A 19,016-nucleotide genomic window follows, 5' to 3' on the forward strand; every position below is an offset into this window, starting at 1 on the left:
ACCGGCAGGGCATCTAATGGCAAATGGAAGCCCATGATCTCCTGACAGGAACGGGCAGGCTAGCTGGCGAATATCTGGTCGCGGCACGCGATCATGAAGTCGAAGGCCAGGGCCTGGAAGTCGAGTTCGGGATCCAGCCTGATCACCAGTCCCTCCACGACGAGAAGCGCATAGATGATCGCGAAAAAATCGCTCGTCATTGTCAGCCCGTGGCAATCGTAGATCTTGTACAGGTCCTTGATAAAGGAAATCAGGCGGAACTCTCCCGCCTTCAGCCCGGAATGCCTGTCGACAAGATCGGTGCATTGCCGGGTCATCCTGCGTTGCAGATCCGGCGCGCGGGGCCCGGTCGAATAGCGGATGATGAGTTCTGCCAGGATCGCGGCCCTTTTCAATCCGATCGCCAGGAAAAACTCCCGGAAATCCGAGCGGACTTCAGGGTCGATGTGAGCGCAGAAGCCTGCGTCGACGATCACGATGTCACCGCCTTCACCGAGATAGATGTTGCCGCCATGCAGGTCGCAATGGATCAAGCCGTCGATGAATACCATGCGATACATCAGGCGCATGACGTTAATGGCAAGGCGCTTGCCGTGCTCCGGCGTCACGTCGGTCAGGTCGTTTCCGCGTGGCAGGTATTGCATGTAGAGGCGTTCTGCGCCGCCGGTCGCGTAAACGCGCGGGACGGTGGCATGTCCCGCCAGATTTGATCGCAATTGCTTCAGGTTTCGGCTTTCAGCGACGAAATCCAGTTGAAGGGTCAGGAGGTCCGAGAACAGCGCGGCGTTCGCAGTCAGATTGAGCGATCTGAACAGGCCGGTGCGCCCGGCCAGGCCCGCAAGCGCGTTCATGACGGCAATATCGGACGCCAGAAGAACGTCAATGGCGGGGCGCCGCGCCTTGATCACGACGCTTTCACCCTTGTCAGGGGCGGTCAGAAAGACTTCGGCAATCGCACCGGAGCCGATGATCGAAATGGTTCTCGCGCCATGACGCCCGGCGGTTTTCCGTTTCCTGCTGTGTGCCGGTTGCATGTCGAGCCGGTCGCAGGACCGGGACAACAGGGTGATGGCGTCCGGGCTCAACAGGTCGTGGCGGGTGCTGACGATCTGCGCGAGCTTCGGAAACAGGCCGCCCAGCTTGCGGGCGAGCCTGTCTATTGCCATGGCGACGGGCAGGGACCCGTCGAATGGGCTGTCCTGCCGTTTGCGTCGCCGCGCGATCACGAGCCCATGCGCGAACCCGAGGCCGGCATGGCCGATCACCGAAAAGATCCGGATCGTTGCGCGGGCGTTCACGCGCGGTTACTCGTCGGTGAAATTCGCTCCGCGCTCGGTTTCCAGGAAATTGTTTCTTCCGAAGGCGCCGATGGTGCCGGCGGACAGGAATTGCGCCTGTGCCTTGGCGCATGCCGCCAGGACGGGCGGGGCGAATTCCATCTTGCGTTCGGCCGTGACCTGGCCGTCGCGTTCCGCGGTGATCATGACAACGTTTTCATAATAGAGCTGCCTTGTGCGAAAACCGCGGACGGGGTCCTTCACCGGTGCCTCGAAGGACCAGCGGCCACCGGATTGGCCGACATTCATCGGGAAGCCGGGAACCTTGTCCTTGCCCGTGTCGATGAAGATCGACCGGCCGCCGCCCAGCGGGCGCAGTTCGAACATGGGCCAGAACTCCGCAATGCTCTTGAAATACCCGCTGGTGTCCGTTTCGAAATGGAAGGTCATCTCGCCCGGCGATTCCCGCGTGGGCGACAAGGTCGCGTAAAGGTCGTAGTAGCCGGCCAGCGCACTGTCGCCTTCGAGCAGTATCGGAGCGGCGCTCACATTTGCAAACGCGACCAGTCTGCTCTTGACCGTCTTGCCGTCCTCGGCATCCTCGAAGCGTTCCATGATCGTGTCGGCATTGCCCAGAGGCGGGTTCAACGGAGCGCCGATCATCGCGATTTTTTCCGAAAACACCTTCATCTTCGGTCCGAGCAGATCCGGGGCCAGTTCGATATACTGGTCGGACCGGATCGTCATGAGGTAGTCCTGGCTGCGAGGCACCACTTTTTCTGGCATTGCAATCTTCCATCATCTCGAGTGTTCGCGCGGAACGTTTGCCTGATACCGCTCGCTCCGACTCACCAAAGCGTAAGGTTTTCCGGAACTTGCAGACTTCTCCTGAATTGCGGAACTGTCTTGTGATGCGGACGGTGGAGATGTTTCAGATCAGCTTGAGGCCACGAAAGCTGACATTGGATTTCAGGCCGATGATGATGTGGTCGTGAACGGTTATGCCAAGAGGCTCGGCGATTTCGACGATCTTGCGGGTCATCTTGATATCGGCCCCCGACGGGCTCGGATCGCCGGACGGGTGGTTGTGCACCAGGATGATCGCGGTGGCGGACAGTTCCAGCGCGCGCCGGATGACTTCGCGCGGATAGACCGGGGTGTGGTCGACGGTCCCGGTCTGCTGGACCTCATCGGCGATCAGGGCGTTCTTCTTGTCCAGAAACAGGACCCGGAACTGTTCGATCTCGCTCTGGCCCATGGCCGCCTGAAGGTAATCGATGACACCGGACCAGGACTCCAGGACCTTCCTGTCGTTGAAGCCCGAGCGGTGATACCGGACGACGGCGGCATGGACGGCCTGGAACGCATCGATGCTGATGTCGGAAAGACCCGCAATTTCCTTCAGGCGTTCCCGCGGTGCGGCGAGGGCGGCCGGGAAGGACCCGAAGCGCTTGAGGAGCGCCTTCGCGATCGGTTTGGTGTCCTGGCGGGGCAGGGCGGAGAATAACAGGAATTCCAGAAGTTCGTAGTCGGCGAGACCCTGCTCGCCTGTTTTACGGAACCGGTCCCGCAGTCTCTGGCGGTGTCCCTTGTGGCCGGGGTCCTTGTCCGCAGCCGTGTCCGCGTCTTCGGGAATGCCTTGGCTCATGCGCTCCTGATCAGTCGGCGGGGCGTCCCGGCTTGTGGATGCCCCCGGGCGAGGTCGTGAAGATCTGGCAGCCCTCCGTCGTGATGCCGATGGAATGCTCGAACTGGGCCGACAGGGACCGGTCGCGTGTCACCGCCGTCCAGCCGTCGCTGAGGACCTTCACATGGGGGCGGCCCAGATTGACCATCGGTTCGATGGTGAAGATCATGCCGGGCTTCAGTTCGACGCCTTCGCCCGGGCGGCCGTAATGCAGGATGTTCGGCGTGTCGTGAAACAGCAAGCCGAGGCCATGGCCGCAGAAATCCCGCACGACCGAACAGCGCTGCGCCTCGACATAGGTCTGGATGGCCGCGCCGATATCGCCCGTCGTGTTGCCCGGTCTGGCCGCCTCGATGCCGCGCATGAGCGATTCATACGTCACGTCGATCAGGCGTTCGGCGGCCCGTTTCAACTGGCCCACCGGATACATGCGGCTTGAATCGCCGTGCCAGCCGTCCAGAATGTAAGTGACGTTGATATTGACCATGTCGCCCTCGCGCAGAGGCTTGTCGTTCGGAATGCCGTGGCAGACCACATGGTTGATCGAGGTGCAGCAGGACTTGGTGTAGCCGCGGTAATTCAGGGTGGCCGGCAGCGCATCGTGATCGCGGCCGTACTGGTAGACGAAGTCGTCGATTTCCTGGGTGGTGACGCCCGGCCTGACGATGTCGACCAGGTCGTCGAGGCAGGCGGCCGTCAATTGCCCGGCGCGTTGCATACCCTGGAAATCCTCGGGTCCGTAAAGGCGCACCTGTCCCGTGTTCTTCAGGGGGGCTACGGCGGCGTCGATATAGCTGACCATGGGGTGTCCGTGTCTTGTCCTGGTGGAACCGGCTCCGGTCGGCTGATGCCAGACGATGGTGTGCGATGCCAGACGGTTCCGAGCGTTCCTTGTTTTCGGTTATCTGATCACATACCGCCTGCGGACGCCAATTTCCAGCACCCGATGCAGCAAACTGAAGCGTCCGTGGAAACCCGTTGCGCCCGAACTCCAAACACGACCTTGCCGCTTGCGCTTTAAGGATTATGATGTGGCATGTTTTCAAAGTCTGGGATTTGCCGTTTGAAAATGACTGTGTCTCAAAAAAAGCGTGAATGTGGATGGAAACCTTTCTTTTCGGGCTCTGCCTTGCTGGCTTTAGTGGGCTTACTTGGTTTGCCTACAAACACCAGGAAGAGTTTTCAAAGATTTGGCGTTTTTTGATTTGTTTGGTAGGTTTTTTTCTATCAATTTTTATTATAACACCAGCGTATTTCGTGCGTGGTGCTCAATCAGCTCATAAATATTACGGTGTGGAGAAAGAATTTTCCGCCGATATATTTCAATCTCAAATTTATGATTGGGTTTATGACGGGCAAATCATTTTGGGTATTCTACTTATTTGGCTCTTTGTTTTGGGGTTTTTGCCATTTCTTTTTATTAACAAGCGCGGATAGTCGAGCTTGCTCTAGGCTTGCGGCTTGCGCTTTTCCGGAAGGCCCGCTAGGTGAAATGGATCTGCGGGCGTGGTGGAACTGGTAGACACAAGGGACTTAAAATCCCTCGGCCCTAGGCTGTACGGGTTCGAGTCCCGTCGCCCGCACCATTTTTGTTGGCGCTACCGCCCTTCGGGCTACTTGAGCGCGGTTTTTGTTGGCGCTACCGCCCTTCGGGCTGCTTGAGCGCGGGTTTGGTTCCAGGTTGAACCTTTCACCCGCACCAAATCATTCCCGAGATGAGCCGCTTTCCGGCACACCGGACAGGAGTTCGGGCCCGGACCGCGGGCTCTGACCTCAATCGCAAATTCTGCTTACCGATGACAAGGCATCCATCCGCGATGCCGGGGAGCGTGCGCGTGCTGCCTTGCCGGCACGCGGCCTGCAATGAGCCTTGAGCGGCACCCCGGGACGTGCCGGTGCGCTCGCCGTCATCGTACCGTTGCACAAACCTTATAGTTGTGTTTTTATAATATGCACCTTTAGATTTTACTCCTGCATTGGAGACAGATTGTGGGATATAGCGCAGAGAATGCGATAAAAACCAGATTCGACCACGCCTACAACATGACTAGTCCGGTTGAATATTTAAAAGAAATGAGATCTCTCGACTATCAAATCCCGGAAAACTCAAAAACTATCTTGAATTTTCTAATTGAAGAAAAGAAGCAGTGCACCGGAAAGGATGTGATTAAAATTCTGGATATTGGTTGTTCTTATGGAATTCTTTCTGCGCTCATCAAATTCAATCTGGACCTCGAGGTTCTGTATAACAAATACAATCAGAAAGGCATGGATAAGGGACGTCTGGATGACGGGTGGTTCCGAAACCTGCCGTGCAGGAAAGACGTTGAATTCCATGGGATCGACACGAGCGCGAACGCAATAGAGTACAGTATAAGTTCAGGTTTTATCGAGAGCGGCTTGGCCGTAAATCTTGAAATGGAAGAAAATATCCAATCCGGAAAGCTGCCGGATGATGTGGATATAATCGTTTCTACCGGTTGCATCGGATATATTACGGAAATTACTCTTGGAAAGCTGGCCGAGTACTACAAGCTGGAAAAGCCCTGGATCGCGTCGTTCGTTCTGCAGATTTTCGATTTCGAGCCGATCGGTGACGCTCTGCGAAGATACAACTACAATTCCGTCTACCTGGATCAACGGAAATTTCGCCAGCGCAAATTCAAGAATCAAAACGAAAAAACAAGTGTGACGCAGATCTTGTCGAAAAGAGCGGAAACCTCCTCCGAAAAGGAAAGGTTCCTTCTCGACGAGTTCATGTGCGCCGACTTCTACCTGAGCCAGCCCTCGGGCGAGGCAAAGTCAAACGTGTTTTCGGTGTTTACCTAGAGCCGCAAGGGATCTTGAAATGTTGCAAGAGATAAATCCGGTCATCACGCAGAACATGGACGCCTGGAATGAAGTGGCGAAACGACATTTTTCCATCAATCGCGATACAGTCATCGGCAATCTCCAGACGCCCGGTTACTTCATCGACACGGTGCTGAAACAGGAGTTGCTGCGGAGACCGGTTGGCGCGCTCACGGTCGGCCAGTTCAACTGCAACAATGGCCGGGAAACGATTTCCGCACATCAACTCGGATTCAAGAATGCCGTCGGCTTCGACTTTTCGAAGGAATTTGTCGAACAGGGGTCTCACTATGCACGTGAAGTCGGCGTTTCCACGCAGTTCGTGGAGACGGACATCTACAAGATCGGTGCGGAGCACGCGAACTCGGTCGATCACCTGTTTGCCACGGCAGGCGCGCTTTGCTGGATGCCCGATCTGGACACCTATTTTGACATCGCCTTCAGGACGCTTTCAGCCGGTGGCTGTCTGACCCTGTGGGAAACCCACCCCTGCCTGGAGATGTTCAAGCCCGACCGGGACCGAAAGCGGGATGGTGACGAGAGACTCGAAATGCACTATTCCTACTTCATGGATGAACCGGTCGATTATCAATCCGGGCTGGACTATTACTCCAACGAAATATTCGGCAAGAAATCCGTGCTTTGGTATCATCACAAACTCTCGGATATCTTCTCGGCGGTATTGAAAGCGGGCTTCAGCATCCAGCGTTTCAATGAATATGATGTCGACAATTCCATCGGATACAGAGAAGTCGAAAACTTCGAGATACGGCCGCCCATGAGTTTCATTCTTACTGCCGTCAAGCAAACCAGCTGATGGATGAGCATCTGGAAACGCCTGTCCGGGCTTCGTTCGGCCCGGCCTTGGCTGTCATAGTCGCGGTGAGCGTCTTCACTGTTACGCTTGGAATTGTCTATCCCTACCTGACGATCCTCTTGAGCGCACGCGGGTTTCCCTCGTCAGTTATCGGCGTCAACGCCGCGATGATCCCGGTCGGACTGATCATCGGCAGCATCGTCACGCCAAAGTTCGCGATGCGTCACGGACCCTACGCGGTGGCCCTGCTTTCGATCTTCGCGTCCGCCGTTTTACTCGCCTCAATGTATCTGTGGCTCGATTTCGCAAGCAATGAAAACCTGTTCTACCTGTTGATGCCCCTGTGCGTGTGCCTGGGCATTTTCATCAATGGTCTGTTCGTGATCGGCGAAGCGTGGATCAACAAGCTCGCGCCACCGGATCTGAGGGGCCGGTTGCTCGGTGTCTACACGACCGCTCTGATTGCCGGATACGGCGTCGGGCCGATCCTGCTTTCGATTTCGGCCGGCAGTGATCTGATGATCCAGTCCGCAAGCCTTCTGTTCCTGTTGGCTGCCGCAGGGCCGCTGTTTTATTATTTCACCACGATAAGAGCGCTTGAATTCACAACCGGTGCAAGCCGGGCGGGCGGCAGGCAGGGCATGATCGGCTTCGCATTGAGAGCGCCGTATCTGGTGCTCTGTTTCGCCAGTATTGCCTTGCTTGACAATGCGGCGATGGCCCTGATGCCTCTTTACGGAGAAGCCCAGGGTATCGGTGTGGAAAAAATAGGCCTCGTCCTCGGCTCGATCATCATCGGCGGCGCCGTTTTTCAGCCCATGATAGGCGTCCTGGCCGACAAGAACTCGAACGACAAGGTTATTTGTCTTGCATCCATGGCGACGATTGCGCTGGCCTTTGTCTTCTATCTGACCAGCGACTTTTTTCTGTTGACGGTCATCGCGTTTTTCTGGGGGGGAGCGGCCTTCGGGACATATACCATGTCCTTGAAAAAACTGGGCGATGAGCATATAGGCGCGGATCTTCTGACCGGAAGCGGTTTGCTGGCACTAACGTGGGGGCTGACGACAGTCGTTGGCCTGCCGGCTGTCGGAAGCCTGATCGGAGCGACAGGCGAGGTTTACCTGCCGTTGTTTCTCGTTGCGCTCTACGTTCCGCTGGTCGTGCTGAGCCTGAGGAATTTTCAAGACTAAATCGCGGCATTAGACACGCGAACCGGGATCCGCCAGGAGCCGGCGTACAAGCGCGCGGTGTCGCCTCAGATCTCCCCGCTCGCCCTGACCTCCACCGCCACATCCAGAAAACTCCGGATCAGCCTGAGGTCGCGTTTTTCCGACGGGATCGCGATACAGTCGCGGTAGTGCTCGGGCATTTCATCGACGCGGACGGCGGCGAGCTTGTCGGAGGGGTAGAGGCTCTCTTCCAGAAGCAGGCCGACGCCCAGATTGTGCAGGATGGCTTCCTTGACCATCGGGAAGGTGGTGGTGCGCAGGATCCTTTGAAAGTCCAGCCCGTGTTCGCGGATCTTGGCGTGGGCGATCTTCTGGGTCAGGGAGCCGTCTTCGGGCAGGACCAGCGTTTGGGATTGCAGTTGGGCCAGCGACAGGGCGCGGCGGCCTGCCAGCGGGTGATCCTTGCGCATATGGACCTTGTAGGGGCTTCGCCTGAGCTCACGGGTGAACAGCGCCGGGCTTTCTTCCGGCTCGGTGATGATGGCGATGTCGACCTGGCGTTCGGCCAGCAGCGTCATTGCCGTGGTCCAGTTGTAGAGAGTGAAATCGATCTGAACGCTGGGAAAGAGCCTGCCGTACTGGGCGATGATCGGCATGGCCGGGCGCGGCGCATTGGCGATCAGGCGGATGTGGCCGTCCGTCAGAGCGCTGTAGTCGCTGATCTTTTCGGTAACGAGCTGTTCCATGGTCGCCAGCCGGTCGGAGACGGCGAAGAGTTCCTTGCCGGCCCGCGTCAGTTCCAGTCCGCTCCTGCGGCGGACAAAGAGCTGCGTGCCCATCAGGGTTTCAAGCCGGGCAATGTGCTGTGTCACGGAGGACTGCGTGACACCGAGCGCAAGGGCGCCGCCGGAGATGCTGCCTTCCCGGGCGGCGAAGGTGAAAGCCTTGATCTGGTAAGGGCTTGGCTTTGGGAGGGAACTCATGAAATTGTCCTCACGAACGTCTTTGGGCGCAGAAAAGCAAGAGGAAGCCTGCTGCGCCGTGCCGTCGGTTCATGACACTTCCATATGGATTGCGCTGCCAAACCTTAGTTCGCATTAGCGACGCTTATATTACGTCACAGACGTTTCAATCAGCCTGACTAATGTCGCCTTCAGAAACGGGGGCAAGACATGACGGCCATCGCCTTGAAGGCAATCGAAAAGAGCTTCGGCAGCACACGTGTGCTGGACGGCATCGATCTGAGCATCGCCGATGGGGAGTTCCTGACGCTGGTCGGTCCGTCGGGCTGCGGCAAGTCAACGCTGCTGCGGATCCTGGCCGGACTTGAAGCACCGACCTCCGGGACCGTCGAGATCGACGGCAGGATCGTCAATGACATCCGGCCCGCCAGCCGGAACCTGGCCATGGTGTTCCAGTCCTATGCGCTTTATCCGCACCTGAGCGTCGCCCAGAACATGATGACCCCACTGAAGCTGCGCGACCTGTCCTTTGCGGGCAGGCTGCCGCTTGTCGGGCCGTTGCTGGCCCGGGAGGCGTACCGGTCCATCCTTGCCCGGGTCGAGGACACCGCGCAGATACTGAAGATAGAGCACCTGCTGGACCGCAAGCCGGGGCAGCTTTCCGGCGGGCAGCGCCAGCGTGCCGCGCTCGGGCGCGCCATGGTGCGTGAGCCCATTGCCTTCCTGATGGATGAGCCGCTGTCGAACCTGGATGCGGCCTTGCGCATTCACATGCGTGCCGAACTTGCCGAACTGCACCGTTCCCTGAAGAGCACATTCGTCTATGTCACCCACGATCAGGCGGAAGCGCTGACCATGTCGGACCGCATGGCCGTGATGATGGACGGGCAGATCCTTCAGCTCGGCGCGCCGGAGGAAATCTACAACAATCCCGTCGATATCCGGGTGGCCGAATTTGTCGGCGCGCCGAAGATCAACCTGTTGCCCGGAACACTGGATTCTGCCGGCCATGCACGGTTCGGCGACATGGTTCTGACCCGCGTCACGGATGGCGGGGATGCAGGGCCGGTGACGAGCGGACCGGTGACGATCGGGCTCAGGCCGGAGCACCTGGCCCTGTGCGACAGTGGCGCGCCGCAGTCCCTGTGCGGCCGGGTGGTTCACAAGGAGAATCTGGGCGCCGATGTCTATCTGCATCTGGCGGTGCAGGACGGTGCCCACAGGATCGTGGTGCGGACAACGCCCCGGGAGGGGCGGACCGCGTCCCTTGGCCGGACCCTGCATGTCCGGCGTCTCGAGGACCAGGCCATGGTGTTCGGCCCGAACGGCAATCGCCTCGGGCTTTCCGGCGTGACCGGCCGCACCGTGGCCGAGGTCGCCTGATGCGGAGCGGTGGTGCGCATTGGTGGTTTGTCGGCCCGGCGCTGTTCCTGATGGTGGTCATTCTCCTGATGCCCATCGTGATGGCCGGTGCGCTGAGCTTCACTAGCTACAGCCTGGGCAATCCGGGCGCGGCGTTTGTCGGCTTCGACAATTACGAGAAGATCTTCACCCGCTCGACCTACGCCAAGATGTTCGGTGCCACCTTCCGTTACGTGTTCGTGGTGGTGCCGCTCTCCGTCGGTCTGGGCCTCGGAGCGGCCTTGCTGATCAATTCGACGAAACGCTTCGGCGATCTCTACAAGACGATCTATTTCCTGCCGGTGATGGCCGCGCTGATCGCCATGGCGATCGTCTGGGAATTCGCGCTTCATCCGACCGTCGGCATCGTCAATTCAACGCTGGAGCGGGGCTGCGGCACGTTTCTGGAAGGATGGTCCTGGTTTGCCCGGGGCTGTGAACGCGGTTTTCCCCTGTGGCTGACCGACAGGGACTACGCGATCTGGACGGTGGCCTTCATCGGCGTCTGGCAGGGATTCGGTTTCAACATGGTGCTGTATCTCGCCGGGCTCACATCGGTGCCGCGCGAGCTCTACCACGCCGCCGAAATGGACGGCGCGAAATCCGCCTGGGACCGGTTCCGGCTGGTGACGTGGCCGATGCTGGGCCCGACGACGGTGTTCGTCGTCACCATTTCGTTCATTCGCTCCTTCCAGGTGTTCGACACCGTCGAGGCGTTCTATCCGCAAGGCGGCGGCCCGTCGAAGTCCGTCTACGTGATGATGTTCGCCATCTATGAGAAAGCCATCCAGCAGAACCTGATGGGCATCGGCGCGGCGATCACCGTGGTGTTCCTGGCCTTCGTCATGTTCCTGACGCTGGTCCAGCGCTGGCTGGTGGAAAAAAAGGTGCATTATTCATGAGTGACACAGCCCTCCCTGCCAGCGCGCCTGTCTCCGCTTCCCGTGCCGGGCCGGCTTTCCGGTTCTCAGTGGCGGAAACGGCGAAGCACCTGATCCTGGTGCTGGGCAGCCTGGTTGTGCTGCTGCCCTTCTACGTGATGGTCAGCTACAGCTTCAAGAGCCCGGCGGAAATCATGCAGAACATGGGCGGCTTCTTCGGTGCCCAGGAGCTGTTCCGCGACGATTATTGCGTCAAGCTCGGCCGGGATCTGGCCGACTGCATGGTGACGCCGGTGATCTACAATTACACCACAGCGTTCCAGAAGGCGCCGCTGCTGCGTTACCTCTTCAACGGGCTGGTGGTGACGGTGTCGATCTTCGTCATCCAGGTGCTGGTCGCGCTGCCCTGCGCCTATGCGCTGGCAAAGCTGCGCTTCTGGGGGCGCGAGGCGGTGCTCGGGCTGGTGCTGTTCTGCCTGCTGATCCCGGTCCACGCCATCGCGCTGCCGCTCTACATCATGCTGGCCAAGCTCGGCCTGACCAATTCCTACGCTGCGCTGGTCATCCCCTGGACGATCTCGGTGTTCGGCATCTTCCTGATGCGCCAGTTCTTCATGACGGTTCCGGACGACCTGATCGACGCGGCACGCATGGATGGCATGCGCGAGTTCTCGATCATCTGGAACGTCATGTTGCCGACCGCGATCCCGGCGCTGCTGGCCTTTGCCATCTTCTCGGTGGTGGCGCACTGGAACGACTATTTCTGGCCACGCATCGTGATCACCGGCGACCGCAGCCTGTTCACGCCGCCGCTGGGCCTGCGCGAATTCAAGGGCGATGCGGACGGCGACAATTTCGGGCCGATGATGGCGACGGCGACGATCATCGTCACGCCGCTGATCGTGGCGTTCCTGATCGCCCAGAGGCGGTTCATCGAGGGCATTACCCTGAGCGGCATGAAATAGCCGCACGGGGTTTCAAGTCGGGACCGCCATTGGTTGGCGGCCCCGTAGCCAGATCCCGACCGGGATCGACCGGGTGCGGACAGTTTGGCGACCGGACCGCACCCCGGCAATACGACGGAGAGTTTCATGAAAAAGTGTCTCACTGCAATTGCTTTTCTGCTCATGGCCGGTTCGGCTCAGGCGGAAGACGAGAAAATCACCATCGAATTCGCATACCCTTATTCCCACCTCTTCGATGTGACCTATGAAAAGGTCCTGCCGATGTTCAACGCGCAGTATCCTGATATCGAGGTGAAGATGCGGGCGTCCTACGAATCCTACGAGGACGCTTCCAACACCATCCTGCGCGAGGCCGTCGCCGGCGAATTGCCCGATGTCACCATGCAGGGCCTGAACCGTCAGGCGATCCTGGTCGACAAGGGCATCGCCAGGTCGCTCGAGCCGTTCATCCTCAGGGAAGAAGACTTCGCCAAGGACGGCTACCACGATGCCATGCTGGCGCTGGGCACGTTCAACGACGACATCTTCGGCCTGCCGTTCTCCATCTCCCTGCCGGTCGGCTACTACAACATGGACGTGATGGCGAAAGCCGGGATCACGTCCGCCGACCAGTTGCCCAAGACCTGGGAAGAAGTCGTCGCGACCTGCGGCAAGCTGCGTGAGGCCGGTGTCCGGAACCCGATGTTCTGGGGCTGGAACATCACCGGAAACTGGTTCCTGCAGGCGCTGATGTGGTCCCAGGACAAGCCGACCATGGAAGACGGCGCTTTCCAGATTTCCTCCGCCGAGGGCCTGAAGTCCCTGGAAACCATGAAGGCGCTGTTCCGCGGCTGCGACATGCAGAACATCGAATGGAAAGCGGCACTTTCCTCTTTCTCGGCCGGTGAAATCGGCATGATGTTCTGGTCCACTTCCGCTCTGGGTGCCGTCGAGCGCGCGAAGGGTGATTTCGAGCTGAAAACCAACGAGTTCCCTGGTCTGGAAGCCTCCGGCCCGAAGGGCCTGCCGGCGGGCGGCAACGCCGCCATGCTGGTGTCCACGTCCGAGGACCCCAAGAAACTGGACGCTGCCTGGAAGTGGCTGAAGTTCATCACGTCCGGCCAGGGCGCGGCGGAAGTTGCCCGCACCACCGGCTACATGCCGCCGAACAAGGCCGCCAACGAAGTGATCCTGGCGGACTTCTACAAGGAAAACCCGAACAAGGAGACCGCCGTGCGCCAGCTGCCGCTGCTGCGCGACTGGCAGGCCTATCCGGGTGACAATGGTCTCGCGGTCACCCAGGTGATCTACGACGGCATCGAGGGCATCGTCACTGGCGAATATGACGACATGAACGCGCTTCAGGAAGACCTGGGCGAAGAGGTCGGCGACCTTCTTCCTTCCGGCAACTGATCCCGTTTCCTAAAAAGCAGCGCCGCCCGGTCTCCGGGCGGCGTTTTCAATCAGAACAAGAATTGGAGGAAGCCGTGAAACTTCTTCAGCTGACCGACATCCATCTGAACGCACCGGGCAAGACCATCGGCGGACGCGAGCCCAACGAGAATTTCAGGAAAGCCATCGGCCACGCGCTTGACAGGCATGCGGATGCCGAGGCCCTGGTCATCACCGGCGACCTGTCCGACTGGGGCGACAGGGACGACTATTTGCGCCTGAAGGACATCATCACAGAGCTGCCTTTGCCCGTTCATCTGTGCATCGGCAATCACGACGAGCGCGACACCTTCCTGTCGGTTTTCCCCGAGCGGGCGGATGAGAACGGCTTCGTGCAATCGGTTTTCGACCTGCCGGGCGGCAGCGGCATCCTTCTGGATACCTGGGGGCCGGACACCCATGCGGGATTTTACTGCGAGACGCGGCGGGCCTGGCTGGACAGCCGGCTGGCGACACTCGAAGCTCCGGCATTCCTGTTCATGCATCACAATCCGGTGCCGATCGGCATCGCGCCGGTGGACCAGATCATGCTGCAGGATGCCGAGGCGTTCGGCGCGCTTGTGGCTGCTCACGCAGGCAAGATCCGTCATATTTTCCACGGGCATTGCCATCTGCCCCTGTGCGGATCCCTGCACGGCGTCCCCTTCAGCGCACCGCGCGGCACCAATCATGCCGGCTGGCCGGACTTCGGCAACGAAAGCAATCTCAGCGCCTGCGACCTGCCGGAAAGCTATGCGGTCATCCTGGCAAGGGAGGCTTCGGTGATGGTGCATATGGTGGAATACGGGTATCAGGGCGAGATCCGCCGGGAGGGTTCGCCGGATTATGCCGACTGGAACCGGTTGACGATGGTCCGCTAGGTCTTGCACCGTCAATGTCACGCTCCCGTGGCGAAACTGTTACAATTCGAGCGGGAATCGGGCGTAGAAAGCGGTTCCGCCAGATATAAGTGGAGCCGCGTCCGGTCAACGCGCCGGAGCCTGCCCGCCGAGACAAGGAGAGCCCATGACCTTCGCCGACAACCGCGTGCCCACGGGCAGCGAGCTGACCGTCCTGAAAAACGCCCGGATCGTGCTCGGCAATGAGATTGTCACAGGCCATCTGTCGGTGGCGGATGGCAGGATCGTCGCCATCGACACCGGTGTTGCGCCGCGGGCCGGTCTGGATCTTGAGGGCGACTATCTTCTGCCGGGACTGGTCGATATTCATACCGACCATTTCGAAAAGCATGTGTTTCCGCGCGCGCATGTGCGCTGGGACCCCTTGCGGGCAGCCATGGCGCATGACGCGCAGATCATCGGCAGCGGCATCACCACCGTGTTCGACAGCCTGTGCGTCGGGGCGACCATCAAGAATCCGGAACGGCGCGAGATCCTGGCGCCGATGATCGATGCGCTGGAAAAGGCACAGGCGGCCGGGATGCTGCGCGCGGAGCACCTGGTGCATCTGCGTTGCGAAATCACGGATGCGGAAACCACGCGCCTGACCGAGGAGAACATCGGCAAGGACATCGTGCGCATGGTTTCGGTGATGGAACACCTGCCCGGACGCCGCCAGAGCAAGGATATCGAGGGTTACATTGCCCGCAGGATGGCCGAAACCGGCGAGACGCGGCAGATGACGGAGCGGGCGACCCAGGAGTTGCTGCGTTTTTCCGACGAGACCGGCGCGGCGGTCCGGCCCGCGGTCGTGGCCCTGGCCCATGCCCACAAATTGCCGCTGCTCAGCCATGACGACACGGAGCTGGAGCATATCGACGAGGCACTCGGTGAAGGCATCAGCGTCTCGGAATTTCCGTGCACGCAGGAGGCCGCGCGCAAGGCCAGGCAAAACGGCATGCATGTGGTCGGCGGCGCGCCCAATGTGATCCGCGGCGGGTCCCAGTCCGGCAATGTCGCGGTCGGCGACCTGATGGCCGAGGATCTGGTCGATATCCTGGCGTCGGACTACGTGCCGCGCGCGCTGCTGGACTGTGCCTTCGTGATAGCCGCCGAGGAGACCCTGGAGATCGATCTGCCGCAAGCGGTGCGCATGGTCTCCGCGACGCCGGCCGAAGTCGCCGGCCTCACCGACAGGGGCGCGATCGCGGAAGGCAAGCGTGCCGACCTGCTCCATGTCGGCGTGCATGACGGCCATCCGTTCGTGAAACAGGCCTGGCGGGCGGGCAACCGGGTGCTTTGAGGAGGTTGTGCCGCCGGGCCGACCGCGCAATCCATGCCGGTTCCTATCTGCTGATGAGGCGCTTTCGAGTATGCATCGTTGCATGCGGCAAGAACGGGACGCTTCATACAGGTGTCACCAACGATATTTCACGACGTATTTTTGAACATGAAACCGCGCAGGGCTCAAAATTTACTGCCTTCTGAGGCGCAATGCGCCTGGTCTGGTAGGAGGAGCATTCTTTCGCGCCGCAGCCCATTGCCCGGGAGAAGGCGATCAAGTCCTGGCCGGGGAAATGGAAGACTGAACTGATCGAAGGCCTGAACCCGGAATGGCACGATCTGAAGCGGTCTATTCACTTTTGAGAGTGTCAGAAGCTTTTCAGACGCGGACGATGCCACCAGTGTCAGCCGTCCCGGACGCAGCGAAGCGAAGGTCCGGGATCCAGTAGCCCCAGCGCCGATTTTTCTCATAAGCGTCATGCGTTACTGGGCCCCTGCCTCCGCAGGGGCGGCCAATTGGGATGCCGTTGCGTTTGTCCGAGGATTTTGTCGAACTGGCCTGAGCTTTTGTCCCGGAACGAGCGGTTGCTTTACTGCAGGCCGCCGCCGCCGTTCCCGCCAATGATCCTTTTCCGCAGGAACCCGGAAAACCCGTCGATCAGGTAGACCATGAAGATGATCAGGAAGATGATCGTCCAGGCCTCCGGCCAGCGGTAGGCACTGATGCGGTCGGCGAGCAGGAAGCCGATGCCACCGGCGCCGACAATGCCCAGGATCGTTCCCGAGCGGGTGTTGCTCTCGAAGTTGTAGAGCACGATCGACAGGATCACCGGCAGGGCCTGCGGCAGGATGGCAAAGCGCACAGTGTGCAAGTTGCCCCCTCCGGAAGCGCGGATGCCGTCGGCCGATTTGTTCGACGTGTTCTCGATCGCTTCGGAAAACAGTTTGGAAAAGGTGCCGATTTCCGACACCGCGATCGCCAGGATGCCGGCGAGCGGGCCGAGGCCGAAGGCGCGGATGAACACCAGCGCCAGGATCAACTGCTCGATGGCGCGCAAAGCATCGAAACCCCGTCGGATGCCAAGGCGGAACCAGCGGGACGGCATGATGTTTCCGGCGCCGAGAAAGGCGAGCGGAAAGGCGATGATCGCGCCGAGCAGCGTGCCCATGAATGCCATGGAGACCGTCTCGGCCAGGCCTTTCAGTATCTCCCGCCATTCGGCCCAGGTGGTCCAGACATAGGGTGGGAACATGAAGGAGAGCACGTCGCCGAACCGGGTCACACCCGCCAGAAGGCGGGCAGGGGAGAAGCCGAAGGCCCACAAGCACCAGCCGGTCAGCAGCAAGCAGGCCGACCAGGCGGTTAGGCGGAGAAGCCGGGTTCTGCGCGGGGTGCCGAAGGCGGCCGGGACCAGGGACCTGGCCCGTGCCAGATCGGGAGTTACTTCAGTCATGAACGCACGCCTTTTCCGGTCAGACCGATGATGCGGTGGCGGACCCATTCGCTCAGCATGTCCATGACAATCACGGTCACGAAGATGATCAGGAACAGGGCCGACAGGTCGGTGTATTCCTGCAGGGACATGGCCACCCGGATTTCCTGACCCAGGCCGCCGGCCCCGACAAAGCCGATGATGGAGGAGGACCGCACATTGATCTCGAACCGGAGCAGCGTGTAGCTGATGATGTTCGGAACCACCTGCGGGACGATGCCGTAGCGGATCTGGTCGAACCAGGAGCCGCCGGAGGCCCGGATACCTTCCACGGGGCGCATGTCGGCGTTTTCGTTGGCTTCGGAATAGAGTTTTCCGAGTGCGCCCGTGGCATGTATGCCGATGGCAAGAACACCCGCGAGCGGGCCGACCCCGAAGCAGAAGACGAAGATCAGCGCCCAGACGAGATCCGGCACCGTGCGCAGGATCTCCAGGTAGCGGCGCGTGACATTGAACACCAGCGCATTCGGCGTCAGGTTGCGCGAGGCCGGAAAGCTCAGAAGGAAAGCGCCGCCGATGCCGAGCAGCGTCGCCAGATAAGCAATCAGGATGGTTTCGACCAGAAGCCGGAGCCAGACCTTCCAGCGCCAGAACCACTCCGCCAGATCCGCCCCGAGCGTGTCCCAGCGCAGGACGGGCAGGGTCTTGTAGAGATATTCCCCGAGCCTTGGCAGCCCGGCCCAGATCTTCCACTTGGAGACCCGATCCTCATTGGCAAGGGTCACGTCGGTCATGTCGAAAAATCCACCGACCCAGGCGGCAGCGAGAAAGCAGATCACGAACAAAACGGTCGATAGCGCGTTGACGCGCAGCGCCGACCTGCGTGCGGCAGCATAGTCGCGTTCGAACAGGTCGATGGCGGGGGAAAGAGTGGTCATGAGCTGGACGGTCTCTTCAGTGGAAAAAAGGGAGGCGCCGTGTGCCGCCTCCCTTCAGGGTGAGGAATCAGCCGCCGCGGCGCTGTTTTTTCAGCCAGTCGCGCATGTCGACAATCCACTGGTAGCGGTCGTGATCGACCTCGATCCAGCCTTCCTGGGTGCTGTCCGCGCCGCCGGTCATTTCAATGAAGGCGAGGGTGTCGTTCTCCGGAATGTCCATGAGGGCCTGGCGCATGTCGCTGATCAGGTCTTCCGGCAGGTTGGCGCGGGCTGCCAGCGGGCCGGATGTGATTTCCGGAGATTTCCAGATGGTGCAGATCGCGCCCTCGTCGATCATGCCCTTGGTGACCATGCGCTGGGGAATGCCGTCGGCTTCGTTGGTGATGTAGGTGGCGGCCGCATCATACTGCTTGTTGTGGACGCCGAGCACGCCGGTCTCGTGCGCGCCGGAGAACGGCGTCGCGGCGAAATAGCTCTTCGGGTCGAAACCCTGTTTGGCCAGGTTGAAATAGGGCACGGCGTAGCCGGAGGTGCTGTCCGGATCGGCGAAGGCGAGGGTCTTGCCCTTGAGGTCCTCAAGCGACTTGTAGCCGCTGTCGCAGCGCACGGCGACGACAGAGAAATAGCCGGTGGAACCGTCCTTCTGCAGCCGTGATACCAGCGGAACGACACCGCCGTCGGTTTCGGTGTAGGCGGCGGCATAGGACGACGAGCCGAAGAAGGCGAATTCGATCTGGTCGGCGGCGATCGCCTGGATCACGCCGTCATAGGAGCCGGCGGTGAAGATATCGACTTCGACGCCGAGCTCGCGTTCCAGGTATTTTTCGAAAGGCGTGTAGCGGGCGATCCGGTCCTTTTCGTTTTCGCCGGACAGGATGCCGAACTTGATGGTCTTGTACTGATCTTTCCAGCTGTCCGCCAGGGCCGGGGAGGCTGCCAGAACGGCAGTGGACACTGCTGCTGCGAGAATGGCCTTCATGGTGATGCTCCTTGTCGCCGGGGTCTCCGGCGGGTGCGCGGCCGCGGCCGCTCCAGGGATG

At 60.1% G+C, this 19,016-nt stretch carries 18 protein-coding genes and 1 tRNA gene; 11 read left to right on the forward strand and 8 right to left on the reverse strand.

Annotation, left to right across the window (positions count from 1 at the left end; genetic code table 11):
- Positions 1-59: 59 nt before the first annotated feature.
- The 4 genes from AC0VX3_RS12195 to map form a co-directional block, all read right to left on the reverse strand.
- Positions 60-1,298: an AarF/UbiB family protein gene (locus tag AC0VX3_RS12195; protein WP_475524930.1), complete on the reverse strand. Its 1,239-nt coding sequence runs from the start codon at positions 1,296-1,298 to the stop codon at positions 60-62.
- Positions 1,299-1,304: 6 nt separating this feature from the next.
- Positions 1,305-2,063 (reverse strand): hypothetical protein, encoded by a 759-nt coding sequence (locus tag AC0VX3_RS12200; RefSeq protein ID WP_475524931.1) that lies wholly within the window; start codon positions 2,061-2,063, stop codon positions 1,305-1,307.
- A gap of 145 nt (positions 2,064-2,208) precedes the next feature.
- A complete protein-coding gene (gene radC / locus AC0VX3_RS12205; RefSeq protein ID WP_475524932.1) occupies positions 2,209-2,925 on the reverse strand; it encodes a RadC family protein in 717 nt (238 codons plus the stop codon).
- Positions 2,926-2,935: 10 nt separating this feature from the next.
- Positions 2,936-3,766, reverse strand: coding sequence for a type I methionyl aminopeptidase (map, locus tag AC0VX3_RS12210; protein WP_475524933.1), 831 nt, complete (start codon positions 3,764-3,766; stop codon positions 2,936-2,938).
- 299 nt (positions 3,767-4,065) lie between these two features.
- Between map and AC0VX3_RS12215 the strand changes: the two genes are divergently transcribed.
- The 5 genes from AC0VX3_RS12215 (at position 4,066) to AC0VX3_RS12235 (ending at position 7,824) form a co-directional block, all read left to right on the forward strand.
- On the forward strand, positions 4,066-4,401 hold the full coding sequence (locus AC0VX3_RS12215; protein ID WP_475524934.1) for a hypothetical protein: 336 nt from the start codon (positions 4,066-4,068) through the stop codon (positions 4,399-4,401).
- A 63-nt stretch (positions 4,402-4,464) separates the two neighbouring features.
- Positions 4,465-4,550: transfer RNA gene (locus tag AC0VX3_RS12220), tRNA-Leu, on the forward strand.
- Between the two features lie 403 nt (positions 4,551-4,953).
- The gene (locus AC0VX3_RS12225; protein WP_475524935.1) at positions 4,954-5,793 is read left to right on the forward strand and encodes a hypothetical protein; all 840 of its coding nucleotides are present in this window, start codon (positions 4,954-4,956) and stop codon (positions 5,791-5,793) included.
- 19 nt (positions 5,794-5,812) lie between these two features.
- A complete protein-coding gene (locus AC0VX3_RS12230; protein WP_475524936.1) occupies positions 5,813-6,631 on the forward strand; it encodes a class I SAM-dependent methyltransferase in 819 nt (272 codons plus the stop codon).
- Positions 6,631-7,824 carry an MFS transporter gene (locus AC0VX3_RS12235; RefSeq protein ID WP_475524937.1) on the forward strand — a complete coding sequence of 398 codons (1,194 nt, stop codon included), beginning with the start codon at positions 6,631-6,633 and terminating at the stop codon, positions 7,822-7,824. The genes AC0VX3_RS12230 and AC0VX3_RS12235 overlap by 1 nt, the downstream gene beginning before the upstream one ends.
- 65 nt (positions 7,825-7,889) lie before the next feature.
- Here AC0VX3_RS12235 and AC0VX3_RS12240 read toward each other — a convergent pair whose 3' ends face one another.
- Positions 7,890-8,786 carry a LysR family transcriptional regulator gene (locus AC0VX3_RS12240; protein WP_475524938.1) on the reverse strand — a complete coding sequence of 299 codons (897 nt, stop codon included), beginning with the start codon at positions 8,784-8,786 and terminating at the stop codon, positions 7,890-7,892.
- Positions 8,787-8,975: 189 nt separating this feature from the next.
- Between AC0VX3_RS12240 and AC0VX3_RS12245 the strand changes: the two genes are divergently transcribed.
- The 6 genes from AC0VX3_RS12245 to AC0VX3_RS12270 all read left to right on the forward strand — a co-directional run bounded on the left by AC0VX3_RS12245 (position 8,976) and on the right by AC0VX3_RS12270 (position 15,624).
- On the forward strand, positions 8,976-10,148 hold the full coding sequence (locus AC0VX3_RS12245; RefSeq protein WP_475524939.1) for an ABC transporter ATP-binding protein: 1,173 nt from the start codon (positions 8,976-8,978) through the stop codon (positions 10,146-10,148).
- A complete protein-coding gene (locus AC0VX3_RS12250) occupies positions 10,148-11,068 on the forward strand; it encodes a carbohydrate ABC transporter permease (RefSeq protein WP_475524940.1) in 921 nt (306 codons plus the stop codon). The genes AC0VX3_RS12245 and AC0VX3_RS12250 overlap by 1 nt, the downstream gene beginning before the upstream one ends.
- Positions 11,065-12,012: a carbohydrate ABC transporter permease gene (locus AC0VX3_RS12255; RefSeq protein ID WP_475524941.1), complete on the forward strand. Its 948-nt coding sequence runs from the start codon at positions 11,065-11,067 to the stop codon at positions 12,010-12,012. The genes AC0VX3_RS12250 and AC0VX3_RS12255 overlap by 4 nt, the downstream gene beginning before the upstream one ends.
- 126 nt (positions 12,013-12,138) lie before the next feature.
- Positions 12,139-13,404 (forward strand): extracellular solute-binding protein, encoded by a 1,266-nt coding sequence (locus tag AC0VX3_RS12260; protein WP_475524942.1) that lies wholly within the window; start codon positions 12,139-12,141, stop codon positions 13,402-13,404.
- A 74-nt stretch (positions 13,405-13,478) separates the two neighbouring features.
- Complete coding sequence (locus tag AC0VX3_RS12265; protein ID WP_475524943.1) at positions 13,479-14,303, forward strand: phosphodiesterase; 825 nt, start codon at positions 13,479-13,481, stop codon at positions 14,301-14,303.
- 145 nt (positions 14,304-14,448) lie between these two features.
- Positions 14,449-15,624, forward strand: coding sequence for an alpha-D-ribose 1-methylphosphonate 5-triphosphate diphosphatase (locus AC0VX3_RS12270; RefSeq protein ID WP_475524944.1), 1,176 nt, complete (start codon positions 14,449-14,451; stop codon positions 15,622-15,624).
- Positions 15,625-16,195: 571 nt separating this feature from the next.
- Here the strand turns inward: AC0VX3_RS12270 and phnE (AC0VX3_RS12275) are convergent.
- The 3 genes from phnE (AC0VX3_RS12275) to phnD all read right to left on the reverse strand — a co-directional run bounded on the left by phnE (AC0VX3_RS12275) (position 16,196) and on the right by phnD (position 18,955).
- Positions 16,196-17,059 carry a phosphonate ABC transporter, permease protein PhnE gene (gene phnE / locus AC0VX3_RS12275; protein ID WP_475524945.1) on the reverse strand — a complete coding sequence of 288 codons (864 nt, stop codon included), beginning with the start codon at positions 17,057-17,059 and terminating at the stop codon, positions 16,196-16,198.
- Entirely contained in the window at positions 17,056-17,976 is a 921-nt protein-coding gene (gene phnE, locus AC0VX3_RS12280; protein ID WP_475524946.1) for a phosphonate ABC transporter, permease protein PhnE, read from the reverse strand. Before phnE (AC0VX3_RS12280) ends, phnE (AC0VX3_RS12275) begins: the two co-directional genes overlap by 4 nt.
- A gap of 67 nt (positions 17,977-18,043) precedes the next feature.
- Positions 18,044-18,955: a phosphonate ABC transporter substrate-binding protein gene (gene phnD / locus AC0VX3_RS12285; RefSeq protein WP_475524947.1), complete on the reverse strand. Its 912-nt coding sequence runs from the start codon at positions 18,953-18,955 to the stop codon at positions 18,044-18,046.
- Positions 18,956-19,016: the final 61 nt, after the last annotated feature.

Source organism: Roseibium sp. QJM3NY_11, from assembly GCF_056173175.1.

Bases quoted from the DNA above. Each gene is read 5' to 3' on its own strand.
- AC0VX3_RS12200 (WP_475524931.1), bottom strand. From the start codon at position 2,063: ATGCCAGAAAAAGTGGTGCCTCGCAGCCAGGACTACCTCATGACGATC.
- radC (WP_475524932.1), bottom strand. From the start codon at position 2,925: ATGAGCCAAGGCATTCCCGAAGACGCGGACACGGCTGCGGACAAGGAC.
- map (WP_475524933.1), bottom strand. From the start codon at position 3,766: ATGGTCAGCTATATCGACGCCGCCGTAGCCCCCCTGAAGAACACGGGA.
- AC0VX3_RS12215 (WP_475524934.1), top strand. From the start codon at position 4,066: ATGGAAACCTTTCTTTTCGGGCTCTGCCTTGCTGGCTTTAGTGGGCTT.
- AC0VX3_RS12230 (WP_475524936.1), top strand. From the start codon at position 5,813: ATGTTGCAAGAGATAAATCCGGTCATCACGCAGAACATGGACGCCTGG.
- AC0VX3_RS12235 (WP_475524937.1), top strand. From the start codon at position 6,631: ATGGATGAGCATCTGGAAACGCCTGTCCGGGCTTCGTTCGGCCCGGCC.
- AC0VX3_RS12240 (WP_475524938.1), bottom strand. From the start codon at position 8,786: ATGAGTTCCCTCCCAAAGCCAAGCCCTTACCAGATCAAGGCTTTCACC.
- AC0VX3_RS12245 (WP_475524939.1), top strand. From the start codon at position 8,976: ATGACGGCCATCGCCTTGAAGGCAATCGAAAAGAGCTTCGGCAGCACA.
- AC0VX3_RS12250 (WP_475524940.1), top strand. From the start codon at position 10,148: ATGCGGAGCGGTGGTGCGCATTGGTGGTTTGTCGGCCCGGCGCTGTTC.
- AC0VX3_RS12255 (WP_475524941.1), top strand. From the start codon at position 11,065: ATGAGTGACACAGCCCTCCCTGCCAGCGCGCCTGTCTCCGCTTCCCGT.
- AC0VX3_RS12260 (WP_475524942.1), top strand. From the start codon at position 12,139: ATGAAAAAGTGTCTCACTGCAATTGCTTTTCTGCTCATGGCCGGTTCG.
- AC0VX3_RS12270 (WP_475524944.1), top strand. From the start codon at position 14,449: ATGACCTTCGCCGACAACCGCGTGCCCACGGGCAGCGAGCTGACCGTC.
- phnE (WP_475524945.1), bottom strand. From the start codon at position 17,059: ATGACTGAAGTAACTCCCGATCTGGCACGGGCCAGGTCCCTGGTCCCG.
- phnE (WP_475524946.1), bottom strand. From the start codon at position 17,976: ATGACCACTCTTTCCCCCGCCATCGACCTGTTCGAACGCGACTATGCT.
- phnD (WP_475524947.1), bottom strand. From the start codon at position 18,955: ATGAAGGCCATTCTCGCAGCAGCAGTGTCCACTGCCGTTCTGGCAGCC.